Below are 16,839 nucleotides of genomic sequence, written 5' to 3' on the forward strand. Positions count from 1 at the left end.
CGTGCCGCAGCCGCGGGTTGCGCGGCTACTGGCGCAGCGGCACGCGGCTCCTGTTCTGGAGCGGCCTGTGCTTCGGCTTCCTGTCGCTCAACAGCATTGTCGTCATTTTCGACATACTGGTCTTCCCCAGCGCCAATTTGCAGGTGTTTCGCCACGCGGCTTCGCTGGCGGCGGTGGGAACCCTGCTGCTCGGGCTGGTTTGGGAAACGGAATAGGAGCGGCCATGTTCGAATTCGGTTCGGGGCTGATCACCATGGGTTTCGTGGTCGCTGGCCTGTTCTTCCTCCGCTTCTGGCGGCGAACGGGCGATCGTCTGTGCGCCGCCGTCGCCGTCGCGTTCTTGATGCTGGCCGCCAACCAGGCGCTGCTCGTTTTCGTGCGGATTCCGATCGAGGAGCGCAGCTAGCTCTATCTGTTGCGCCACGGCGCCTTTACCCTGATACTTTTAGCCGTGATCGCGAAAAGCCGGCGCGCTTAGGTTGAGGCGGCCGCGGCGGCCGCCAGCCCCCTGGCGATGTCGGCGTTCAGATCCTCGACGTTTTCCAGTCCGATCTGCAACCGGATGATCGGGCCTTCATACGGTCCCTTGGCGATGGTGCGGTCGGCGAGCGAGATATGCACCGCCAGGCTTTCATAGCCGCCCCAGGAATAGCCCAGCCCGAAAATCCTGAGCGCGTCAAGAAAGGCGTGCGCCTGTTTCACGCCGCCGCCGGCCAGAACCACCGAGAAAATGCCGCTCGAACCGCAGAAATCGCGTTTCCATAGCGCATGCCCGGGATGGCTTTCCAGCGCCGGATGCAGGACGCGTGCGACGCCCGACTGCGTCTCCAGCCAGCGCGCAATGTCGAGCGCGCTTTCCTGGTGCCTTTCCAGGCGGATGCCCATCGTGCGCAAGCCCCTCAGCACCTGGTAGACGTCGTCGGGACCGGAACAGCAGCCGAGCGTGATGAACCCCTCCTGCAGTTTCGGCCAACATTCGGAATTGGCCGAAACCGTGCCGAGCAGCACGTCGGAATGGCCGGCTGGGTATTTGGTCGCCGCGTGGATGGAAATGTCGGCGCCGTGATCGAGCGGCTTGAAATAGAGCGGCGTCGCCCAGGTATTGTCCATCATCACCACCGCGCCGCCGGCGTGCGCCGCCTTGGCGATGGCGGGAATGTCCTGCATTTCGAAGGTGTTGGAGGCGGGCGATTCGGTGAAGACGACTTTCGTATTCGGCTTCATCAGCGCCGCGATCCTCGCACCGACATGCGGATCATAATACTCGACCTCAACGCCGAGGCGCGCCAGCATCGTGTTGGCGAAATTGCGTGTCGGAAAATAGACGGAATCGACGATCAGCACATGGTCGCCCGCCGACAGGAAGGCGAGCAGCGGAATGGTGACGGCCGCAAGCCCCGACGGGACTATGATTGTGCCGGCCGAGCCTTCAAGTGCATCTATGGCCTCCGCGAGCGCGTCGCTGGTCGGCGTGCCGCGCGTGCCATAGGTGTATTTCTGCGATCGCGCCGCCATTGTCGCGGCGTCTGGAAACAGCACAGTCGAGGCATGCACGACAGGCGGATTGACAAAGCCGAAATAGTTGCGCGGGTCATTGCCGGCATGCGCCAGCCGCGTGTGGATTCCCATGCTGTCGAAATCTTGTCCGGCCATCTTGGTCCTGCCATGCTGATGAGGCCCAACGCATAGAGCGGCGCAGTAGCGGACGCAACCGGACAGGCTAGCGAGCCGGGAGAAGTCGTTTGAGCCAGAACGGCCCTTGGCCCTGTCGAGCCCAAATTCGCGTCAAAACCGGTCTCCCGACGGCCATTTCGCGCGCATTCGGCCCAGCAAATGGTCATTTTGGGCGCCGGATTTTCAAACTCAGCCCGATTCAGTCATTCCACTTGACCTCACTAAAATAATCGCCTTCGATGCAGTTCGTGAACGGGAGCACGGCAGCAGCGCAGCACGCGAGGCGACGTTTCGGAAGTGGGCCGGGACGGCATTGCTGCTTTCGCACGAAAAAAACAGGGATTTGATCCCGAACAACAGAAAAGGGTTAGTGGGTATGAAACACACTGTGAAAGTCATTCTCGGCGCGGCCGCGCTCGGAATGGCGGCCTCGGCCGCTTCCGCCGCCACGCTGGACGATGTCAAGGCGAAGGGGTTCGTGCAATGCGGCGTCAACACGGCGCTGGCGGGCTTTTCTGCGCCGAATGATAAAGGCGAATGGACCGGCTTCGATGTCGATCTCTGCCGCGCAGTCGCGGCTGCGATCTTTGGCGATCCGACCAAGGTGAAGTTTACCCCCACCAACGCCAAGGAGCGCTTCACTGCGCTGCAGTCGGGTGAGATCGACCTTCTCTCCCGCAACACCACCTGGACGCTGAGCCGCGACACTTCGCTCGGCTTCAACTTCGCCGGCGTCAACTACTATGACGGCCAGGGCTTCATGATCAATGCCAAGAAGCTCCCCGGCGTGAACTCCGCGCTGCAGCTTTCGGGCGCCTCGGTATGCGTGCAGACCGGCACGACCACCGAGCTCAACCTCGCCGATTATTTCAAGGCCAACAACCTCGAATACAATCCGGTGGTGTTCGAGAAGCTCGAGGAGGTCAACGCCGCCTATGATGCCGGCCGCTGCGACGCCTACACCACCGACCAGTCGGGCCTCTATTCGATCCGCCTGACGCTGGCTGCTCCGGACGATCATGTCGTTCTTCCCGAGATCATTTCGAAGGAGCCGCTCGGCCCCGCCGTCCGCCAGGGCGACGATCAGTGGATGGACATCGTGAAGTGGACCCTCTACGCGATGGTCCTGGCCGAAGAGGCCGGCATCACGCAGGCGAATGTCGAGGAAATGAAGAACTCGCCGAACCCCGACATCAAGCGCATCCTTGGGCAGGAGGCCGATTCCAAGCTCGGCACCGACCTCGGCCTCAACAATGACTGGGTGGTCAATATCATCAAGGGCGTCGGCAATTACGGCGAGAGCTTCGAGCGCAACATCGGGCAGGGCAGCCCGCTCAAGATCGCCCGCGGCCTTAACGCGCTGTGGACCAAGGGTGGACTGCAATACGCGATGCCGATCCGCTGAGTTGAACGACTTGGCGATCCGGAAGGCGGGAATCCGCCTTCCGGTCTCCGTGCAAAGGAGACAACATGGCTTCGCAGGATGTAGCCGGGCGGGCGGAGAGCTCACTCGCCACTTATTTGAATGATCCGAAGATCCGCGGGATCGCCTATCAGGTTCTGCTTTTCGTCGCGCTGGTGTTTTTCATCTACTGGATCGTCGGCAACACGGTCGAGAATCTCAGGCGCGCCAACATCTCGTCGGGCTTTGCCTTTCTGAACGGCCGCTCCGGCTTCGACATCAGTCAAAGCCTGATCTCATTCTCCTCCGATTCACGATATTCGCGCGCACTGCTCGTCGGACTTCTCAACACGTTGCTCGTGGCCGGGGTCGGCATCGTGACGGCGTCGATCATCGGCTTCATCGTCGGCGTCGGGCGGCTCTCCAGGAACTGGCTGATCCGCAAGATCTGCATGGTCTATGTGGAGGTGTTCCGGAACATTCCGCCGCTGCTCGTCATCTTCTTCTGGTATTTCGGCGTCATCTCGGTGCTGCCTGCGCCGCGCGACAGCATTGCGCTCGGCATTCCGCTTGGCTTCGAAACCTCACGGGGTTTCTATGGGCTGGATTACTTCCTGAGCTTCGGCTCGTATCTCAACAATCGCGGCTTCTTCCTGCCGAAGACGGTATGGGGCGATGGCGCCTGGCTCATCGCCGCCGCAATCGTCGTTGCGATTGCCATGATCTGGTTTGTCGCCCGGAAGGCGCGCCAGCGCCAGGAAGCAACGGGGCAGCAATTCCCGGTATTCTGGACGTCGGTGGCGCTGATCATCGGCCTGCCGCTGCTGGCCTTCGCGTTGGCCGGCTTCCCGCTGACGCTGGAATTCCCGACCGCCTCGACCTTCAACCTGGTCGGCGGCTTCCAGGTCAAGCCGGAGTTCCTGGCGCTTTACCTCGCTCTGTCCTTCTATACCGCGGCGTTCATCGCCGAGATCGTTCGGGCCGGCATTCTGGGCGTCAACAAAGGCCAGACGGAAGCGTCCTACGCGCTCGGCCTGCGCTCGGGCCAGGCGTTGCGGCTGGTCATCATTCCGCAGGCGATGCGCATCATCATTCCGCCGCTGACCAGCCAATACCTCAATCTGACCAAGAACTCGTCGCTGGCCATCGCGATCGGCTATCCCGACCTTGTGGCTATCGGCGGGACCATCCTCAACCAGACGGGGCAGGCCATCGAGATCGTCGCCATCTGGATGGTGGTCTATCTCGGCCTCAGCCTTGCAACATCCGCCTTCATGAACTGGTTCAACGCCAAAATGGCGCTGGTCGAGAGGTAGGATCATGCAAGAACACGATCTCTCCTACGTCCGCGCCGAGATGGTGAATGCGCAGGCCGCGCCTTTGGGCGAGCGCGGCCTCGTCCGCTGGCTGCGCATCAACCTTTTCGCCACGCCGGCGGACGCCATCATGACCGTCATCGGCATCGCCATTCTTGGGCTGGTGCTGCCGCCGTTGGTCAACTGGCTGTTTATCAGTGCGCAATGGAGCGGCCCCGACCGCAGCGTCTGTGCAACCGTCTCGCAAGGAGGCCTCCAGCCGGACGGCTGGTCCGGCGCCTGCTGGGCGTTCGTCAACGCCAAATTCGAGCAGTTCATGGTCGGCCGCTACACGATCTCGGAACGCTGGCGGGTATGGCTGGTGGCCATCATGTTCGTGGCGTTGCTCGTGCCGCTGATGATCCCGCGCGCTCCCTACAAGGGACTGAACGCCATCATGCTTTTCGGCATTTTTCCGATCGTCGCGTTCGTCCTGCTTGTCGGCGGCGTCCTTGGCCTGCCCTATGTCGAGACGCAGCTCTGGGGCGGCCTGATGGTCACACTGGTCCTGTCCTTCGTCGGCATCGCCGTGTCGTTGCCGCTCGGGATCGTTCTGGCGCTTGGCCGGCGTTCGAAATTGCCGGTGGTCAAGATGGTCTGCGTCATCTTCATCGAAGCCATACGCGGGGTGCCGCTGGTCACCGTCCTGTTCATGGCGAGCGTCATGCTGCCGCTGTTCCTGCCTGCCGGCATGACCTTCGACAAGTTCCTTCGGGCGTTGATCGGGGTGGCGCTGTTTGCGTCGGCCTATATGGCCGAGGTGATCCGTGGCGGATTGCAGGCCATTCCGAAGGGGCAATATGAAGGCGCCGATTCGCTTGGCTTCAGCTATTGGCAGAAAACCGGCCTTATCGTCCTGCCGCAGGCGCTCAAGCTCGTCATTCCCGGCATCGTCAACACCTTCATCGGCCTGTTCAAGGACACCAGCCTCGTCTACATCATCGGCATGTTCGATCTGCTCGGCATCGTCCGGCAGAATTTCGCCGACGCCGCCTGGGCGTCCGCCCAGACGCCGATGAGCGGGCTGGTCTTTTCCGGCTTCGTGTTCTGGCTCTTCTGCTTCGGCATGTCGCGCTACTCGATGTTCATGGAACGCCGGCTCGATACCGGCCACAAATGATAGAAAAACAAGGGGAAGGCCGATGGCCATAGAAAACGCTGTAAGCGCCGAAGAGATCAAGGTCGACGTCGGCAAGATGCATATTTCGGAGACGGATGTCGCCATCGACATTGTCAACATGCACAAATGGTACGGCGATTTTCATGTCCTGAAGGATATCAATCTGAGGGTGATGCGCGGAGAGCGCATCGTCGTCTGCGGGCCTTCCGGCTCGGGCAAGTCGACTATGATTCGCTGCATCAACCGGCTGGAAGAGCACCAGAAGGGCAAGATCATCGTCGACGGCAAGGAACTCACCAACGATCTGAAGAAGATCGACGAGGTCCGCCGCGAAGTCGGCATGGTGTTCCAGCACTTCAACCTGTTCCCGCACCTGACCATCCTGGAGAACTGCACGCTGGCGCCGATCTGGGTGCGCAAGACGCCGAAGAAGCAGGCGGAAGAAATCGCGATGCACTTCCTGACGCGGGTGAAGATCCCCGAACAGGCCAACAAATATCCGGGTCAGCTTTCGGGCGGCCAGCAGCAGCGCGTGGCGATCGCGCGTTCGCTATGCATGAACCCGCGCATCATGCTGTTCGACGAGCCGACTTCGGCGCTCGATCCCGAAATGATCAAGGAAGTGCTCGAAACCATGGTCGGCCTCGCCGAAGAGGGCATGACGATGATCTGCGTGACCCACGAAATGGGATTTGCCCGTAAGGTCGCCAACCGGGTGATCTTCATGGATCAGGGCCAGATCGTCGAGCAGAACACGCCGGGCCAGTTCTTCGATAACCCGCAGCACGAGCGCACGAAACTGTTCTTGAGTCAGATATTGCACTGATCACGGACAGTGATCGGCCGGAACTCAGAAGTCGGGCGGCTCCCACCCGTAGAGCCAGTCGAGGTCGGCGGCGAGTTTTCCCGGCGGACGGGTTTTCAGCACAAGATTTCGAGCGAGCGCCACCGGTCCGGATGCGTGCCAGGCGAAGCGATTGAAGGCACCGCGCCGCGCTACCTTTTCAACGCGCGAGCGGCGGGCGGCCTCCCAGGCGGCAAGAGCTCCCGCGAGATCGCCCGGAGCGGCTGTGACGGAGGCGGCGAGCGTCCATGCATCCTCGATGGCCATCGCCGCGCCCTGCGCGGCAAACGGCGTCATCGCATGGGCGGCGTCGCCGATCAGTGCTACGCCGGGGAAGGTCCAGGCCGGCCGGCGGTCAACGGTGTGAATGGGCCACGCGGTCCATGGGCCGGCTTCGTCGGCGAGCCGGGAAAGCACCGGTGCAGTGGCGCGCATCGCGTTCCGCAGCGGTGCGACATCCACTTTGCCCAGCCATTTTTCGGCAAGGCCCGCTCCCGCCGTAAAGGCGGCGAGGTTGATTGCAGCACTACCGCGCACCGGATAGGCGATCAGGTGAAAGCCGCTGTGGAGGAAGGCGGTGACGGTGTCAGCGGGTGTCGCTTCGAGCAAGGCCCGGCCTGCGGCGCTGTCGGCCGGTAGGGTGGTTCGCCAGGCGACTTCCCCGGAATAACGGCTCTCGCGGGATGGGCCAAAGAAAGCCCGGACCGCCGACCGGACGCCGTCGGCCCCCACAAGCAGCACGCCGCTCGCTTCGCTTCGCTCTGCCTCGCTGACGATTGTCACCGCAACGCCAGCGCTCGATTGCGCCACGCCGGTGACGGCGGCGTTTGCGACCAGGCGGATTGCGGGCGTTTCGACCACCCGTGAAAGCAGCGCGCTTTGCAGGTCGGCGCGGTGAAGCGCGAGGTAGGGCGCTTGCCAGCGCCTTTCTGCCGCCTCGCCGAGCGGCACCCGGGCCAGTTCGGCTAGCGTGCGGCCTTCTCGCAAGAGCACGGCGTCCGGCCGCACAGCGGTTTTCAGCAGCGCAGGCAGAACGCCGAGCCGGGCGAGGATGCGGGTCGCGTTAGGCGAGAGCTGGATGCCGGCGCCGACTTCTTCCAGTTGCGGCGCGCGCTCGAACACCTGCACCGCATAGCCGCGCGACGCGAAGGCCAGTGCTGCGGTGAGCCCGGCAATGCCTGCGCCGGCTATAATGATTTCAGTGTGGCGGGCGCCGTTCACCGGACGGCCAAGCGGCCCAATCAGGCGGCGCGGTGGTAAAAGCTGCCTTCCGGTCGGGTCTCATCGGCCTTCAGCGCTTTGTTGAAGCGAAAGAGCGTCGAGCAGTAGGGGCAGACCTTCTCGTCGTCGCTGCCCATGTCGAGGAACACGTGCGGATGGTCGAAAGGCGGATTGGCGCCGACGCACATGAATTCCTTGACGCCGATTTCGATGACGGGATGGCCCGCATCGTTCTGGAAGTGGGGAATGGTGCCGCCGGCCATCATCGTCTCCTGTCGCTTGCGCGTCGCGTCACAGCAAGCGCTTGCAGCATAGCCAATCCGTTTGCAAGCCATGTGAAATCAAACTGTCGCAAAAGCCTGTCAGAAGCTAAGCTGAGCCGGATAACGGCCGAGAGCGAACGAGAGCGAAGAAGGGCAGCGGCAACGATGAACGAGCTAAAACCAGTCCAGTCCGAATTCACCACGGTCGCGGCTGAGGCCGACGTGTCGGGCAATCCCGACCGCTTCGTCAACCGGGAGTTCTCCTGGCTGCAGTTCAATCGGCGGGTGCTGGAGGAATCGCTCAACCCGAATCATCCGGCACTGGAGCGCGTGCGCTTCCTGTCGATCTCGGCCGACAATCTAGACGAGTTCTTCATGGTCCGCGTCGCCGGCCTCGCCGGCCAGATCCGCGAGGGCATCGCGCTCAGAAGCCCTGACGGACGGACGCCGGAACAGCAGCTCGAGCAATTGCTGCTCGAGGTCGGGCGTCTGCAGGAGGATCAGCAGAAAAGCCTGTCGGTACTGATGAGCCTCCTCAAGAAGGAAGGCATCGAGATTGTCACTGCCGAGGCGATGACCAAAGACGAGAAGATCTGGCTGGAAGACCACTTCCTGGAACAGGTTTTTCCGGTGCTGACGCCGCTTTCGATTGATCCGGCGCATCCGTTCCCGTTTATTCCAAATCTCGGCTTCTCGATCGCGCTGCAACTCCGTCACCGCAAGAACAGCGAGCAGATGACGGCGCTCTTGCGCCTGCCGGTCGCGCTCAAGCGCTACATCAGGCTGCCCGATCGCAAGGGTGCGGTCCGCTTCATCCCGATCGAGGAAACCGTCGGCGTTTTCATCGGCAAGCTGTTTCCGGGCTACGAGGTCAGGGGATCGGGCACTTTCCGCATCATCCGAGACAGCGATATCGAGGTCGAGGAAGAAGCCGAGGATCTGGTGCAACTCTTCGAGACGGCGCTGAAGCGCCGGCGGCGCGGCCAAGTGATCCGCATCGAGTTCGACGCGCAGATGCCGTGGGAACTGCGCGACTTCGTGGCCGGCGAACTTGGCGTATCGGGCAGCCGCATCAGCGTTTTGACCGGCCCGCTGGCGCTCAACCAGATTTCCGAGATTGTCGCCGTTCCCCGCGACGATCTGAAGTTCCCGCCCTACAATCCGCGTTTCCCGGAGCGCATCCGCGAGCACGGCGGCGACTGCTTTGCCGCCATCCGCGAGAAGGACATCATCGTCCATCACCCCTACGAATCCTTCGATGTCGTTGTGCAGTTCGTGCGCCAGGCGTCGGCCGACCCTGAAGTCGTGGCGATCAAGCAGACGCTCTACCGCACCTCCAACGACAGCCCTATCGTGCGCGCGCTGATCGACGCGGCCGAAGCCGGCAAGTCGGTGACGGCGCTGGTCGAGCTCAAGGCGCGCTTCGACGAGGAAGCCAACATCCGCTGGGCGCGCGACCTCGAACGTGCCGGCGTGCAGGTGGTGTTCGGCTTCCTGGAGCTGAAGACCCACTCGAAAATATCGCTGGTGGTTCGGCGCGAGGACGGCCGCCTGCGCAATTACGTCCATCTCGGCACGGGAAATTACCACCCGATCACAGCGCGCATTTACACCGACCTGTCCTTCTTCACCACCGACCCGCAGATCGCCCGCGACGTCGCGCAACTGTTCAATTTCATCACAGGCTATGCCGAGCCGGCGGGGGAGATGCGCCTTGCGATTTCGCCGTTTACGCTGAGAAGCCGCATTCTCCAGCACATTTCGGATGAAATAGCGCATGCGCGCGAAGGTCATCCGGCGCGCATCTGGATGAAGATGAATTCGCTGGTCGATCCCGTCATTATCGACGCGCTTTACGACGCCAGCCGCGCCGGGGTCGAAATCGACCTCGTAGTGCGCGGCATTTGCTGCCTGAGGCCGCAGGTGCCCGGCCTGTCGGAAAACATAAGGGTCAAGTCGATCGTCGGCCGTTTTCTCGAGCACAGCCGCATCTATTGCTTCGGCAACGGCCACGGCCTGCCGTCGGACGAGGCCATCGTCTATATCAGCTCGGCCGATCTGATGCCGCGCAATCTCGACCGCCGCGTCGAGACCATGGTGCCGATCACCAACCCGACTGTGCACGAACAGGTGCTCGGCCAGATCATGCTCGGCAACATTATGGACAACCAGCAAAGTTTCGAAGTATTGCCTGACGGTACCTCGCGGCGCGTGACGCTGGACGAGGGCGAAGAGCCGTTCAACGCCCAGGAATATTTCATGACCAATCCTAGCCTTTCGGGACGGGGTGACGCGCTGAAATCGCATGCGCCCAAGCGCATCGCGCAGTTCAAGCGCCGCAAGAAATCCGTCGCGTCCGTCGACTGATGATTGCCCAATCCCAGGGCCGGCTGCAGAATCGCCGGCCGCTGTCGATCATCGACATCGGGTCGAACTCGATCCGCCTCGTCATCTATGAGGGCATCGCCCGCTCGCCGACCGTTCTGTTCAACGAAAAGATGCTGGCCGGTCTCGGCCGCGGCATCGTTTCGACCGGCAAGCTCGACCCGGAAGCAGTGACCCGCGCCATCGAGGAGTTCCGCCGTTTCCGTGCCCTCTCTGACCAGGCCGGCGCCGAGGAGCTTTTCGTGATCGCCACCGCCGCGGCCCGCGAGGCGGTGAACGGTCCCGATTTCATCCATCGCGCCGAAAAAATCCTCGGCACGGAAATCCGCGTTCTTAGCGGCCGCGAAGAGGCCTATTATTCGGCGCTCGGCGTCATATCGGGCTTCCACCCGGCAGACGGCATCGCCGGAGATCTCGGCGGCGGCAGCCTGGAACTGGTCGACGTCGCCGGCGAGGCGATCGGCGACGGCATTACCCTGCCGCTCGGCGGCCTGAGATTGCAGGACATGTCGAAGAACTCGCCCGGCGTCGCAGCCCGGATCGTTCGCGAGGAGCTTGCCAGGGCCAGGCTGCTCAAAGCCGGGCAGGGCAGGGTGTTCTACGCCGTCGGCGGCACATGGCGAAACCTTGCCCGGCTGCACATGAACATGACCGGCTACCCGCTCAACGTCATGCACCATTACGAAGTCGGCATCGAAAGCTCGGCCAGCTTCCTGAGGCAGGTCGCGCGCGGCGACATCGACAAGATGAAGGGCATCGAGGGAATCTCGAAGAACCGCCGCGCGCTTCTTCCCTATGGAGCCGCCGTGCTGCTGGAGATCATCGCCGCCATGAAGCCGTCGAACATCGTGGTGTCGGCGCTCGGCGTGCGTGAAGGCTTCCTGTTTTCACTGCTGTCCGAAGAGGAGCAGCGCCTCGACCCGCTGATTACTGCGTCGGAGGAGCTTGCCGTGCTGCGAGCCCGTTCGGTCACGCATGCCCACGAACTGGTGCAGTGGACAGGGCAATCGCTTGCCGCCTTCGGGGTCGAGGAGACTGAAGAGGAGGCGCGCTATCGCCACGCCGCGTGCCTGCTCGCCGATATCGGCTGGCGCGCGCATCCCGAATATCGCGGCACGCAGTCGCTGAACATCATCGCGCATGCTTCCTTCATCGGGGTCGACCATCCCGGGCGCGCCTTCCTGGCGCTGGCCAATTTCTACCGTCATGAAGGGCTGTTCACCGAGGCGGCCGCTTCGGAACTGACCGCGCTGGCCACGCCGCGTTATGTCGAGCGAGCGCGGCTGCTCGGCGGACTGCTGCGCGTCGTCTATTTGCTGTCGGCCTCCATGCCTGGCGTCATTCCGAAGCTCAGATGGGAAAGCCGCGCCAACGGCGCCCTGGCTCTGGTCATCCCGGCCAGCCATGCGGGCTTGGACGGCGAGCGCCCTGCCGGGCGTCTGGCGCAACTGGCAAAGCTCACTGGGCGCAGGCTCGAACTCGCCGTTGAAGGCGAGCAGGCGATTTTCGCGGCCAAATAACCGGCCAGCCACGCGTCAGTTGCGCCGCGCATCGACCGACAGCGAGCCGGGCCCATGGATTGCGAGCACCAGGAAGCCGCCGGCAATGGCGATGTTCTTCATAAGCGCCTGCATGTTCATCAGGACCAGGGTCGGATCGTCGCCGCCCTGGCCGTAGTGGCCGATATACGCGGCCACGAGGCAGAAAGCGGCGAGCAGGTAGGCCGCGATCGCGGTCTCGAAACCGATGAGGATGCACAGCCCTGCAATCAATTCAAAGAGGCCGCTCGCCCGCGTCACCAGGCCCGGCATCGGCAGGCCGAGGCCAGCGAAATAGTCAGTCGTGCCGGCGATGTCGCCGAACTTGTCGAAGCTGGCGAGGATGAACATGGCCGAAAGGAGGATCCGGCCGACGAGGACAATTGCGCTGCCAGTCATGGTGATTTCCCGAATTGCAGATCGGGAAAAGATATCGCGTTTTCTTTTGCGGGCGAATCACGGCTGAGGGAGCACCCGAACGCAAAAAGCCCGGGCGAACCCGGGCTTTCCTAAGCGATGCAGAGAAGATCAGCCGCGGCGGCCGTCGACTGAAAGCGCTCCGGCGCCGAACGCGGCAAGCACGGCCAGACCGCCGGCAATCGCCAGGTTCTTCTGGAAGAACAGAAGCTGGACTTGGTCGGCGAAGTCGAGATGCGCGATCAGGGTGGCTGCGATGGTGAAGAGCGCCAGGGCGATCGCGGCGAGCCGCGTCTGGAAGCCGACCAGAATGGCGAGGCCGCCGAAGAGTTCTAGCAGGCCGACCAGGACCGCAACAACCGTCGGGAAGGGCAGGCCGATGCTGCCGAACCAGCCGGCCGTTCCGGCGATGCCGGTGAGCTTGGCGTAGCCGGCGAGGATGAAGATCAGCGAAAGCAGGACGCGCCCGACGGCGATCAGGGCGGCGTTGTTGACGACGAAGCCGCTCTTGACGACAGCGACATTGGAAGAAGACATGCGAGATTCTCCGGAGGGTTTGTTCCTCCCCCAGATAAACAAGTCCGGCCGTTCACCAAAGCCCGGAATTTGACGACAGATCGTTCACAACAGAAATAGTTTTAGCCGGGACGCGTCATGTCCTCGGGACGGACCAGCCGGTCATATTCCTCAGCGGTGACGAGGCCGGTGGCGAGCGTCTCCTCGCGCAATGTCGTACCGTTCTTATGCGCCGTCTTGGCGATCTTGGCGGCATTGTCGTAGCCGATCTTCGGCGCCAGCGCCGTCACCAGCATCAGCGAGCGGTCCAGAGCGGCCTTGATATTGTCCTCACGCGCCTCGATGCCGACGACGCAATTATCGGTGAACGAGACCGCCGCATCGGCCATCAACTGCACCGACTGCAGGAAATTGTAGGCCATCAGCGGATTGTAGACGTTGAGCTCGAAATGGCCCTGGCTGCCGGCAAAGGTAATGGCTGCGTTGTTGCCGAACACCTGCACGCAGACCTGCGTCAGCGCCTCGCACTGGGTCGGGTTGACCTTGCCCGGCATGATCGACGAGCCGGGTTCGTTTTCCGGCAGCGCCAGTTCTCCGAGCCCGGAGCGCGGGCCCGAGCCGAGGAAACGGATGTCGTTGGCGATCTTGAACAAAGCGGCGGCGGCGGCGTTGATCGCGCCATGCGAAAACACCATGGAATCGTGCGCGGCCAGCGCCTCGAACTTGTTGGGCGCGGTGACGAAGGCAAGCCCGGTGATCGCGGCAATACGCTCGGCGACTTTTTCGGCGAAGCCGACCGGCGCGTTGAGGCCGGTGCCGACAGCGGTACCGCCCTGCGCCAGCTCCATGAGCCCCGGCAGGGTCAGTTCGATCCGCTTTATCGACGAGGCGACCTGCGCGGCGTAGCCGGAAAATTCCTGGCCGAGCGTCAGCGGCGTGGCGTCCTGCGTATGGGTGCGGCCAATCTTGACGATATCGGCGAATGCTCTGGTCTTGGCTTCCAGGGCGGCGTGCAGATGCCGCAGGGCAGGCAGCAGGTGGTGAACGATCCGCTCGGCGCAGGCTATGTGCATCGCCGTTGGATAGGTATCGTTCGACGACTGGCTCATGTTGACGTGGTCGTTGGGATGCACGGGCTTTTTCGACCCCATGACGCCGCCCAGCATTTCGATGGCGCGGTTGGAAATGACCTCGTTGGCGTTCATGTTGGACTGCGTGCCGGAGCCGGTCTGCCAGACCACCAGCGGGAAATGCTCGTCGAGCTTGCCGTCTATGACTTCCTGCGCCGCCTTGACGATCGTTTCGCCCAGCGTCGGATCGAGGCGGCCGAGTTCCATATTGGCTTCCGCCGCGGCGCGCTTGACGATGCCCAGCGCCCGAACAACCGACAGAGGCTGCTTTTCCCAGCCGATCTTGAAATTGCCGAGCGAGCGCTCGGCCTGCGCGCCCCAATAGCGGTCGGCGGCGACCTGGATCGGCCCGAATGTATCGGTTTCGGTTCTGGAATTCTCAGCGCCCACGGCCGTCTCCCGGAAATTTTGCAATGCCGGCAACGGCCTACCGCTTTGCACAATAGGCTTCAAGCAGAGATTGGGTGCGCGCCAGATGCAAATCGGTTCAAAGCAGCGAACGCTCCGTTCGTGCGAGCCTGAGCGTCTCCGGTTGTCTGGAAAAATGCCTCTGCAGGCGGGGGAGCAGGTCGCCTTGCCAAGCGGCGGAATCGGCCAGTGCGGTTTCATAGCGCGCATGCGCTGCGGCATCGGCAAAGCGGAAGAACGCGACGAAGACATTTTCGTCGGCCCGGACCGGCAGGCGCGGAAAGCTGTTTTCGGCGTGCTCGGTGACGAAAGCGGCGAGGAGCGGCGCGCCGAGGTCGGCAAGCAACGGCGCTGCCTCGTTCCGGAAAAACTCCACGAAATCGCCTTCTCCGGCAGGTTCAATATGAAAGATCCTCGCCGTAACGATCGCGTCTGCCGGGTCGCGCCTGCCGCGCTCGGCCCCTGCCAGATCGAAGGCTGAACCTGGCCAGGCCGGCCCAAACAGCAGCACGTCGTCGGACGAGATCATCGTCGCGTTGGCGGCGTCCTTGTGCTCGGCCCAGACCGGGCCGCCGTAAAAGGCGCTCAGCGACGCCCGTCGCGATTCCATATCGTCGAAGCCGCGCAGCCAGACGAATCGGTCGGGACGGTTCAGGTCGCGGAACTGGCCGATGACCTTCATGCCGGTCTCTTCCTGCGGTTCGACGAGATGGTTGTCGAAGACATCGATCAGCGCATCGCGCTTGCCGGGATGAAGCGTATACTGGCGAAGTTCGACAACCGGCGAGAAGGTGGCTCGTGACCCTGCCGCTGATGCGACGTCATCCTGTGCTTGCTCGTACAAAACGCTTCCTCCAAAAACAGGTCAATCGTCCTGTTTATAACAGACCGGTTGTCCGGTTTTGTCAATGTGCTATTTTGCCATGAAGGAGAGCATCATGGCCGAAACGCGAGAGCCCGCGCGCAAGCGGACGAACGACCCCGAAGGCATGCGGCAGAGGATCCTGGACGTAGCCGAACTGGCCTTCCAGGAGCGGGGCTACCACGCCACCAGCCTGGGCGACCTGATGCATGCGGCGGGGGTAACGGGAGGTGCGCTGCACCACCATTTCGCGACCAAGAAGGCGCTCGGCATGGCGGTGATCGCCGAACGGGTGGCGGCCTCGGTCGAGGAGACCTGGTTGAGGCGGATCGAAGAAGCCCCTTCCGCGCGCGAGGGCGTTGCGCAGGTTTTTGCGGCGGTGGCCAAAGAACTGGAGCGCCAGGGTTTCGTGCGCGGCTGTCCGCTCAACAATCTGGCGCATGAACTGTCGCTCGCCGACGACGATTTCCGCATGGTGCTTGCCGGCATCTTCGAGGCGTGGCGGGCGGCGATCGCCGACAGGATGCGCCTCGACCAGGAAGCCGGGGCCGAAGAAGGCGTCGACCCGGACCGCTTCGCCGCGCTGACTGTCGCGGCCTATTCGGGGGCGATGTCGATGGCCAAAACCGAGCAGGACGCCGCGATGCTGAAGGTGTGCGCCGAGGCTTTGGCCGCGGGGCAAGGGACCCGCTGAACCTACCGGAACCGGTTCGCTCCTCAGACGAATCCCAGTTGCTGGGCGGTCTGGAACAGAGCAAGCAGCATGATCAGGAAGCCGACGAGGCGCAAAAGCGTCCGCTCGCGTATGGCCTTGACCATCCATCCGGCGAGCGGAGCGGCGACTATGCCGCCCACGATCAGCCCCAGCACCGAGCTTGCATGCGTCGACAGCGCCCCCGCTTCCTGCCAGTGCCCGGTGACGAGCGCGACGATGAAGGTGATGGACACCGCGAGCGTGATCAGGAACTCGGCGGCATTGACGGTGCCGATCACGTAGCGTGGCGGCGCGCCGGCGCCGAGAAGACCAGTCACGACCATCGGACCCCATCCGCCGCCGCCGGCCGCGTCGAGGAAGCCGCCGACGGTGCCCAGCGGCGCCACAAGGCGGGTGGGAACCGGATTGGTGGGGATCTTGCGGAACGACCGCAGGAACAGCCAGAGCCCGATCACGGCGAGATAAGTCGTGACGTAGGGTTTCACCATGTCGCCGTCGAAGGATGTCAGCACGAAGGCGCCGAGGCAGCCGCCGAGGATGCCGAACGGTGCAAGCCGCCAGAACAGCTTCCAGTCGATATTGCGGTGGTAGTGGTGCGCCGTGCCGGATGCAGCCGTGGTGAACACTTCCGCCGCGTGCACGGCGGCTGAAGCCTGCGCCGGCGGGACGCCGAAGGAGAGCAGAACCGTGGAGGAGATCGCGCCATACGCCATGCCGAGCGCGCCGTCGACCGCCTGGGCCAGAAAGCCGACTATGGCGAACAGAATGAATTCAGTCATTGGTGTCCGCCATGAAGTGCGCTGTATGCAGGCCTGTGGATCGGGCCTGCCCTTCCGCATTGTAGAGCATGCCGGCCCCCCTGTGGGCAAAGTACGATATTCCAGAGACGGCGGCCGGCTTGGCGGAAATATCGTGACGCCGCGCAAATTTTGAAAAGCGAATCCTCGGGCCCCAATTGGCCTCATCGCCGGATGGTTCGGGATTCGCCG

Annotated in this window: 18 protein-coding genes; 9 read left to right on the forward strand and 9 right to left on the reverse strand. The window is 63.0% G+C overall.

Features of this window, described 5'->3' with window-relative positions; translation table 11 throughout:
- Positions 1-17: 17 nt before the first annotated feature.
- The gene (locus tag G6N73_RS15220) at positions 18-215 is read left to right on the forward strand and encodes a DUF5985 family protein (protein WP_206078865.1); all 198 of its coding nucleotides are present in this window, start codon (positions 18-20) and stop codon (positions 213-215) included.
- 8 nt (positions 216-223) lie between these two features.
- Positions 224-406, forward strand: coding sequence for a DUF5985 family protein (locus tag G6N73_RS15225; protein WP_206078866.1), 183 nt, complete (start codon positions 224-226; stop codon positions 404-406).
- Between the two features lie 68 nt (positions 407-474).
- Here G6N73_RS15225 and G6N73_RS15230 read toward each other — a convergent pair whose 3' ends face one another.
- Positions 475-1,653 carry a cystathionine beta-lyase gene (locus G6N73_RS15230; RefSeq protein ID WP_165028958.1) on the reverse strand — a complete coding sequence of 393 codons (1,179 nt, stop codon included), beginning with the start codon at positions 1,651-1,653 and terminating at the stop codon, positions 475-477.
- A gap of 397 nt (positions 1,654-2,050) precedes the next feature.
- On the opposite strand from G6N73_RS15230, the gene G6N73_RS15235 reads away from it, so the two are divergent.
- The 4 genes from G6N73_RS15235 (at position 2,051) to G6N73_RS15250 (ending at position 6,377) form a co-directional block, all read left to right on the forward strand.
- Positions 2,051-3,079, forward strand: coding sequence for an amino acid ABC transporter substrate-binding protein (locus G6N73_RS15235; protein ID WP_165028960.1), 1,029 nt, complete (start codon positions 2,051-2,053; stop codon positions 3,077-3,079).
- 65 nt (positions 3,080-3,144) lie between these two features.
- Positions 3,145-4,392: an amino acid ABC transporter permease gene (locus G6N73_RS15240; RefSeq protein ID WP_165028962.1), complete on the forward strand. Its 1,248-nt coding sequence runs from the start codon at positions 3,145-3,147 to the stop codon at positions 4,390-4,392.
- Between the two features lie 4 nt (positions 4,393-4,396).
- Positions 4,397-5,551, forward strand: a complete 1,155-nt coding sequence (locus G6N73_RS15245; RefSeq protein WP_165028964.1) for an amino acid ABC transporter permease — start codon at positions 4,397-4,399, stop codon at positions 5,549-5,551.
- A 22-nt stretch (positions 5,552-5,573) separates the two neighbouring features.
- On the forward strand, positions 5,574-6,377 hold the full coding sequence (locus G6N73_RS15250; RefSeq protein ID WP_165028966.1) for an amino acid ABC transporter ATP-binding protein: 804 nt from the start codon (positions 5,574-5,576) through the stop codon (positions 6,375-6,377).
- A gap of 24 nt (positions 6,378-6,401) precedes the next feature.
- On the opposite strand, the gene G6N73_RS15255 is transcribed toward G6N73_RS15250, so the two are convergent.
- Positions 6,402-7,616, reverse strand: coding sequence for an FAD-dependent monooxygenase (locus G6N73_RS15255; RefSeq protein WP_165028968.1), 1,215 nt, complete (start codon positions 7,614-7,616; stop codon positions 6,402-6,404).
- Positions 7,617-7,636: 20 nt separating this feature from the next.
- The gene (locus G6N73_RS15260; protein WP_165028970.1) at positions 7,637-7,879 is read right to left on the reverse strand and encodes a zinc-finger domain-containing protein; all 243 of its coding nucleotides are present in this window, start codon (positions 7,877-7,879) and stop codon (positions 7,637-7,639) included.
- A gap of 165 nt (positions 7,880-8,044) precedes the next feature.
- On the opposite strand from G6N73_RS15260, the gene G6N73_RS15265 reads away from it, so the two are divergent.
- Positions 8,045-10,246, forward strand: a complete 2,202-nt coding sequence (locus tag G6N73_RS15265) for an RNA degradosome polyphosphate kinase (RefSeq protein ID WP_165028972.1) — start codon at positions 8,045-8,047, stop codon at positions 10,244-10,246.
- A complete protein-coding gene (gene ppx / locus G6N73_RS15270) occupies positions 10,246-11,784 on the forward strand; it encodes an exopolyphosphatase (RefSeq protein WP_165028974.1) in 1,539 nt (512 codons plus the stop codon). The genes G6N73_RS15265 and ppx overlap by 1 nt, the downstream gene beginning before the upstream one ends.
- 15 nt (positions 11,785-11,799) lie before the next feature.
- Here ppx and G6N73_RS15275 read toward each other — a convergent pair whose 3' ends face one another.
- The 4 genes from G6N73_RS15275 to G6N73_RS15290 form a co-directional block, all read right to left on the reverse strand.
- On the reverse strand, positions 11,800-12,201 hold the full coding sequence (locus tag G6N73_RS15275; RefSeq protein WP_165028976.1) for a DoxX family protein: 402 nt from the start codon (positions 12,199-12,201) through the stop codon (positions 11,800-11,802).
- 129 nt (positions 12,202-12,330) lie between these two features.
- Positions 12,331-12,756, reverse strand: coding sequence for a DoxX family protein (locus G6N73_RS15280; protein ID WP_165028978.1), 426 nt, complete (start codon positions 12,754-12,756; stop codon positions 12,331-12,333).
- Between the two features lie 101 nt (positions 12,757-12,857).
- Entirely contained in the window at positions 12,858-14,255 is a 1,398-nt protein-coding gene (fumC, locus tag G6N73_RS15285) for a class II fumarate hydratase (RefSeq protein ID WP_165028980.1), read from the reverse strand.
- Positions 14,256-14,352: 97 nt separating this feature from the next.
- Positions 14,353-15,117 (reverse strand): NIPSNAP family protein, encoded by a 765-nt coding sequence (locus tag G6N73_RS15290; RefSeq protein ID WP_165028982.1) that lies wholly within the window; start codon positions 15,115-15,117, stop codon positions 14,353-14,355.
- Positions 15,118-15,211: 94 nt separating this feature from the next.
- Between G6N73_RS15290 and G6N73_RS15295 the strand changes: the two genes are divergently transcribed.
- Positions 15,212-15,829: a TetR/AcrR family transcriptional regulator gene (locus tag G6N73_RS15295; RefSeq protein WP_165028984.1), complete on the forward strand. Its 618-nt coding sequence runs from the start codon at positions 15,212-15,214 to the stop codon at positions 15,827-15,829.
- A 23-nt stretch (positions 15,830-15,852) separates the two neighbouring features.
- Here the strand turns inward: G6N73_RS15295 and G6N73_RS15300 are convergent, their stop codons facing one another.
- The gene (locus tag G6N73_RS15300; protein WP_165028987.1) at positions 15,853-16,629 is read right to left on the reverse strand and encodes a sulfite exporter TauE/SafE family protein; all 777 of its coding nucleotides are present in this window, start codon (positions 16,627-16,629) and stop codon (positions 15,853-15,855) included.
- Positions 16,622-16,839: hypothetical protein (locus G6N73_RS36325; protein WP_206078867.1), on the reverse strand; the 218-nt coding region annotated here is incomplete at its 5' end. The genes G6N73_RS36325 and G6N73_RS15300, both read right to left, overlap by 8 nt.

The sequence above is a fragment of the Allomesorhizobium camelthorni genome (assembly GCF_011045125.1).
Classification (GTDB): domain Bacteria; phylum Pseudomonadota; class Alphaproteobacteria; order Rhizobiales; family Rhizobiaceae; genus Allomesorhizobium; species Allomesorhizobium camelthorni.

Excerpts from the sequence above, each read along its gene's own strand:
- G6N73_RS15225 (WP_206078866.1), top strand. The coding sequence starts at position 224 with ATGTTCGAATTCGGTTCGGGGCTGATCACCATGGGTTTCGTGGTCGCT.
- G6N73_RS15230 (WP_165028958.1), bottom strand. The coding sequence starts at position 1,653 with ATGGCCGGACAAGATTTCGACAGCATGGGAATCCACACGCGGCTGGCG.
- G6N73_RS15235 (WP_165028960.1), top strand. The coding sequence starts at position 2,051 with ATGAAACACACTGTGAAAGTCATTCTCGGCGCGGCCGCGCTCGGAATG.
- G6N73_RS15240 (WP_165028962.1), top strand. The coding sequence starts at position 3,145 with ATGGCTTCGCAGGATGTAGCCGGGCGGGCGGAGAGCTCACTCGCCACT.
- G6N73_RS15245 (WP_165028964.1), top strand. The coding sequence starts at position 4,397 with ATGCAAGAACACGATCTCTCCTACGTCCGCGCCGAGATGGTGAATGCG.
- G6N73_RS15250 (WP_165028966.1), top strand. The coding sequence starts at position 5,574 with ATGGCCATAGAAAACGCTGTAAGCGCCGAAGAGATCAAGGTCGACGTC.
- G6N73_RS15260 (WP_165028970.1), bottom strand. The coding sequence starts at position 7,879 with ATGGCCGGCGGCACCATTCCCCACTTCCAGAACGATGCGGGCCATCCC.
- G6N73_RS15265 (WP_165028972.1), top strand. The coding sequence starts at position 8,045 with ATGAACGAGCTAAAACCAGTCCAGTCCGAATTCACCACGGTCGCGGCT.
- ppx (WP_165028974.1), top strand. The coding sequence starts at position 10,246 with ATGATTGCCCAATCCCAGGGCCGGCTGCAGAATCGCCGGCCGCTGTCG.
- G6N73_RS15275 (WP_165028976.1), bottom strand. The coding sequence starts at position 12,201 with ATGACTGGCAGCGCAATTGTCCTCGTCGGCCGGATCCTCCTTTCGGCC.
- G6N73_RS15280 (WP_165028978.1), bottom strand. The coding sequence starts at position 12,756 with ATGTCTTCTTCCAATGTCGCTGTCGTCAAGAGCGGCTTCGTCGTCAAC.
- G6N73_RS15295 (WP_165028984.1), top strand. The coding sequence starts at position 15,212 with ATGGCCGAAACGCGAGAGCCCGCGCGCAAGCGGACGAACGACCCCGAA.
- G6N73_RS15300 (WP_165028987.1), bottom strand. The coding sequence starts at position 16,629 with ATGACTGAATTCATTCTGTTCGCCATAGTCGGCTTTCTGGCCCAGGCG.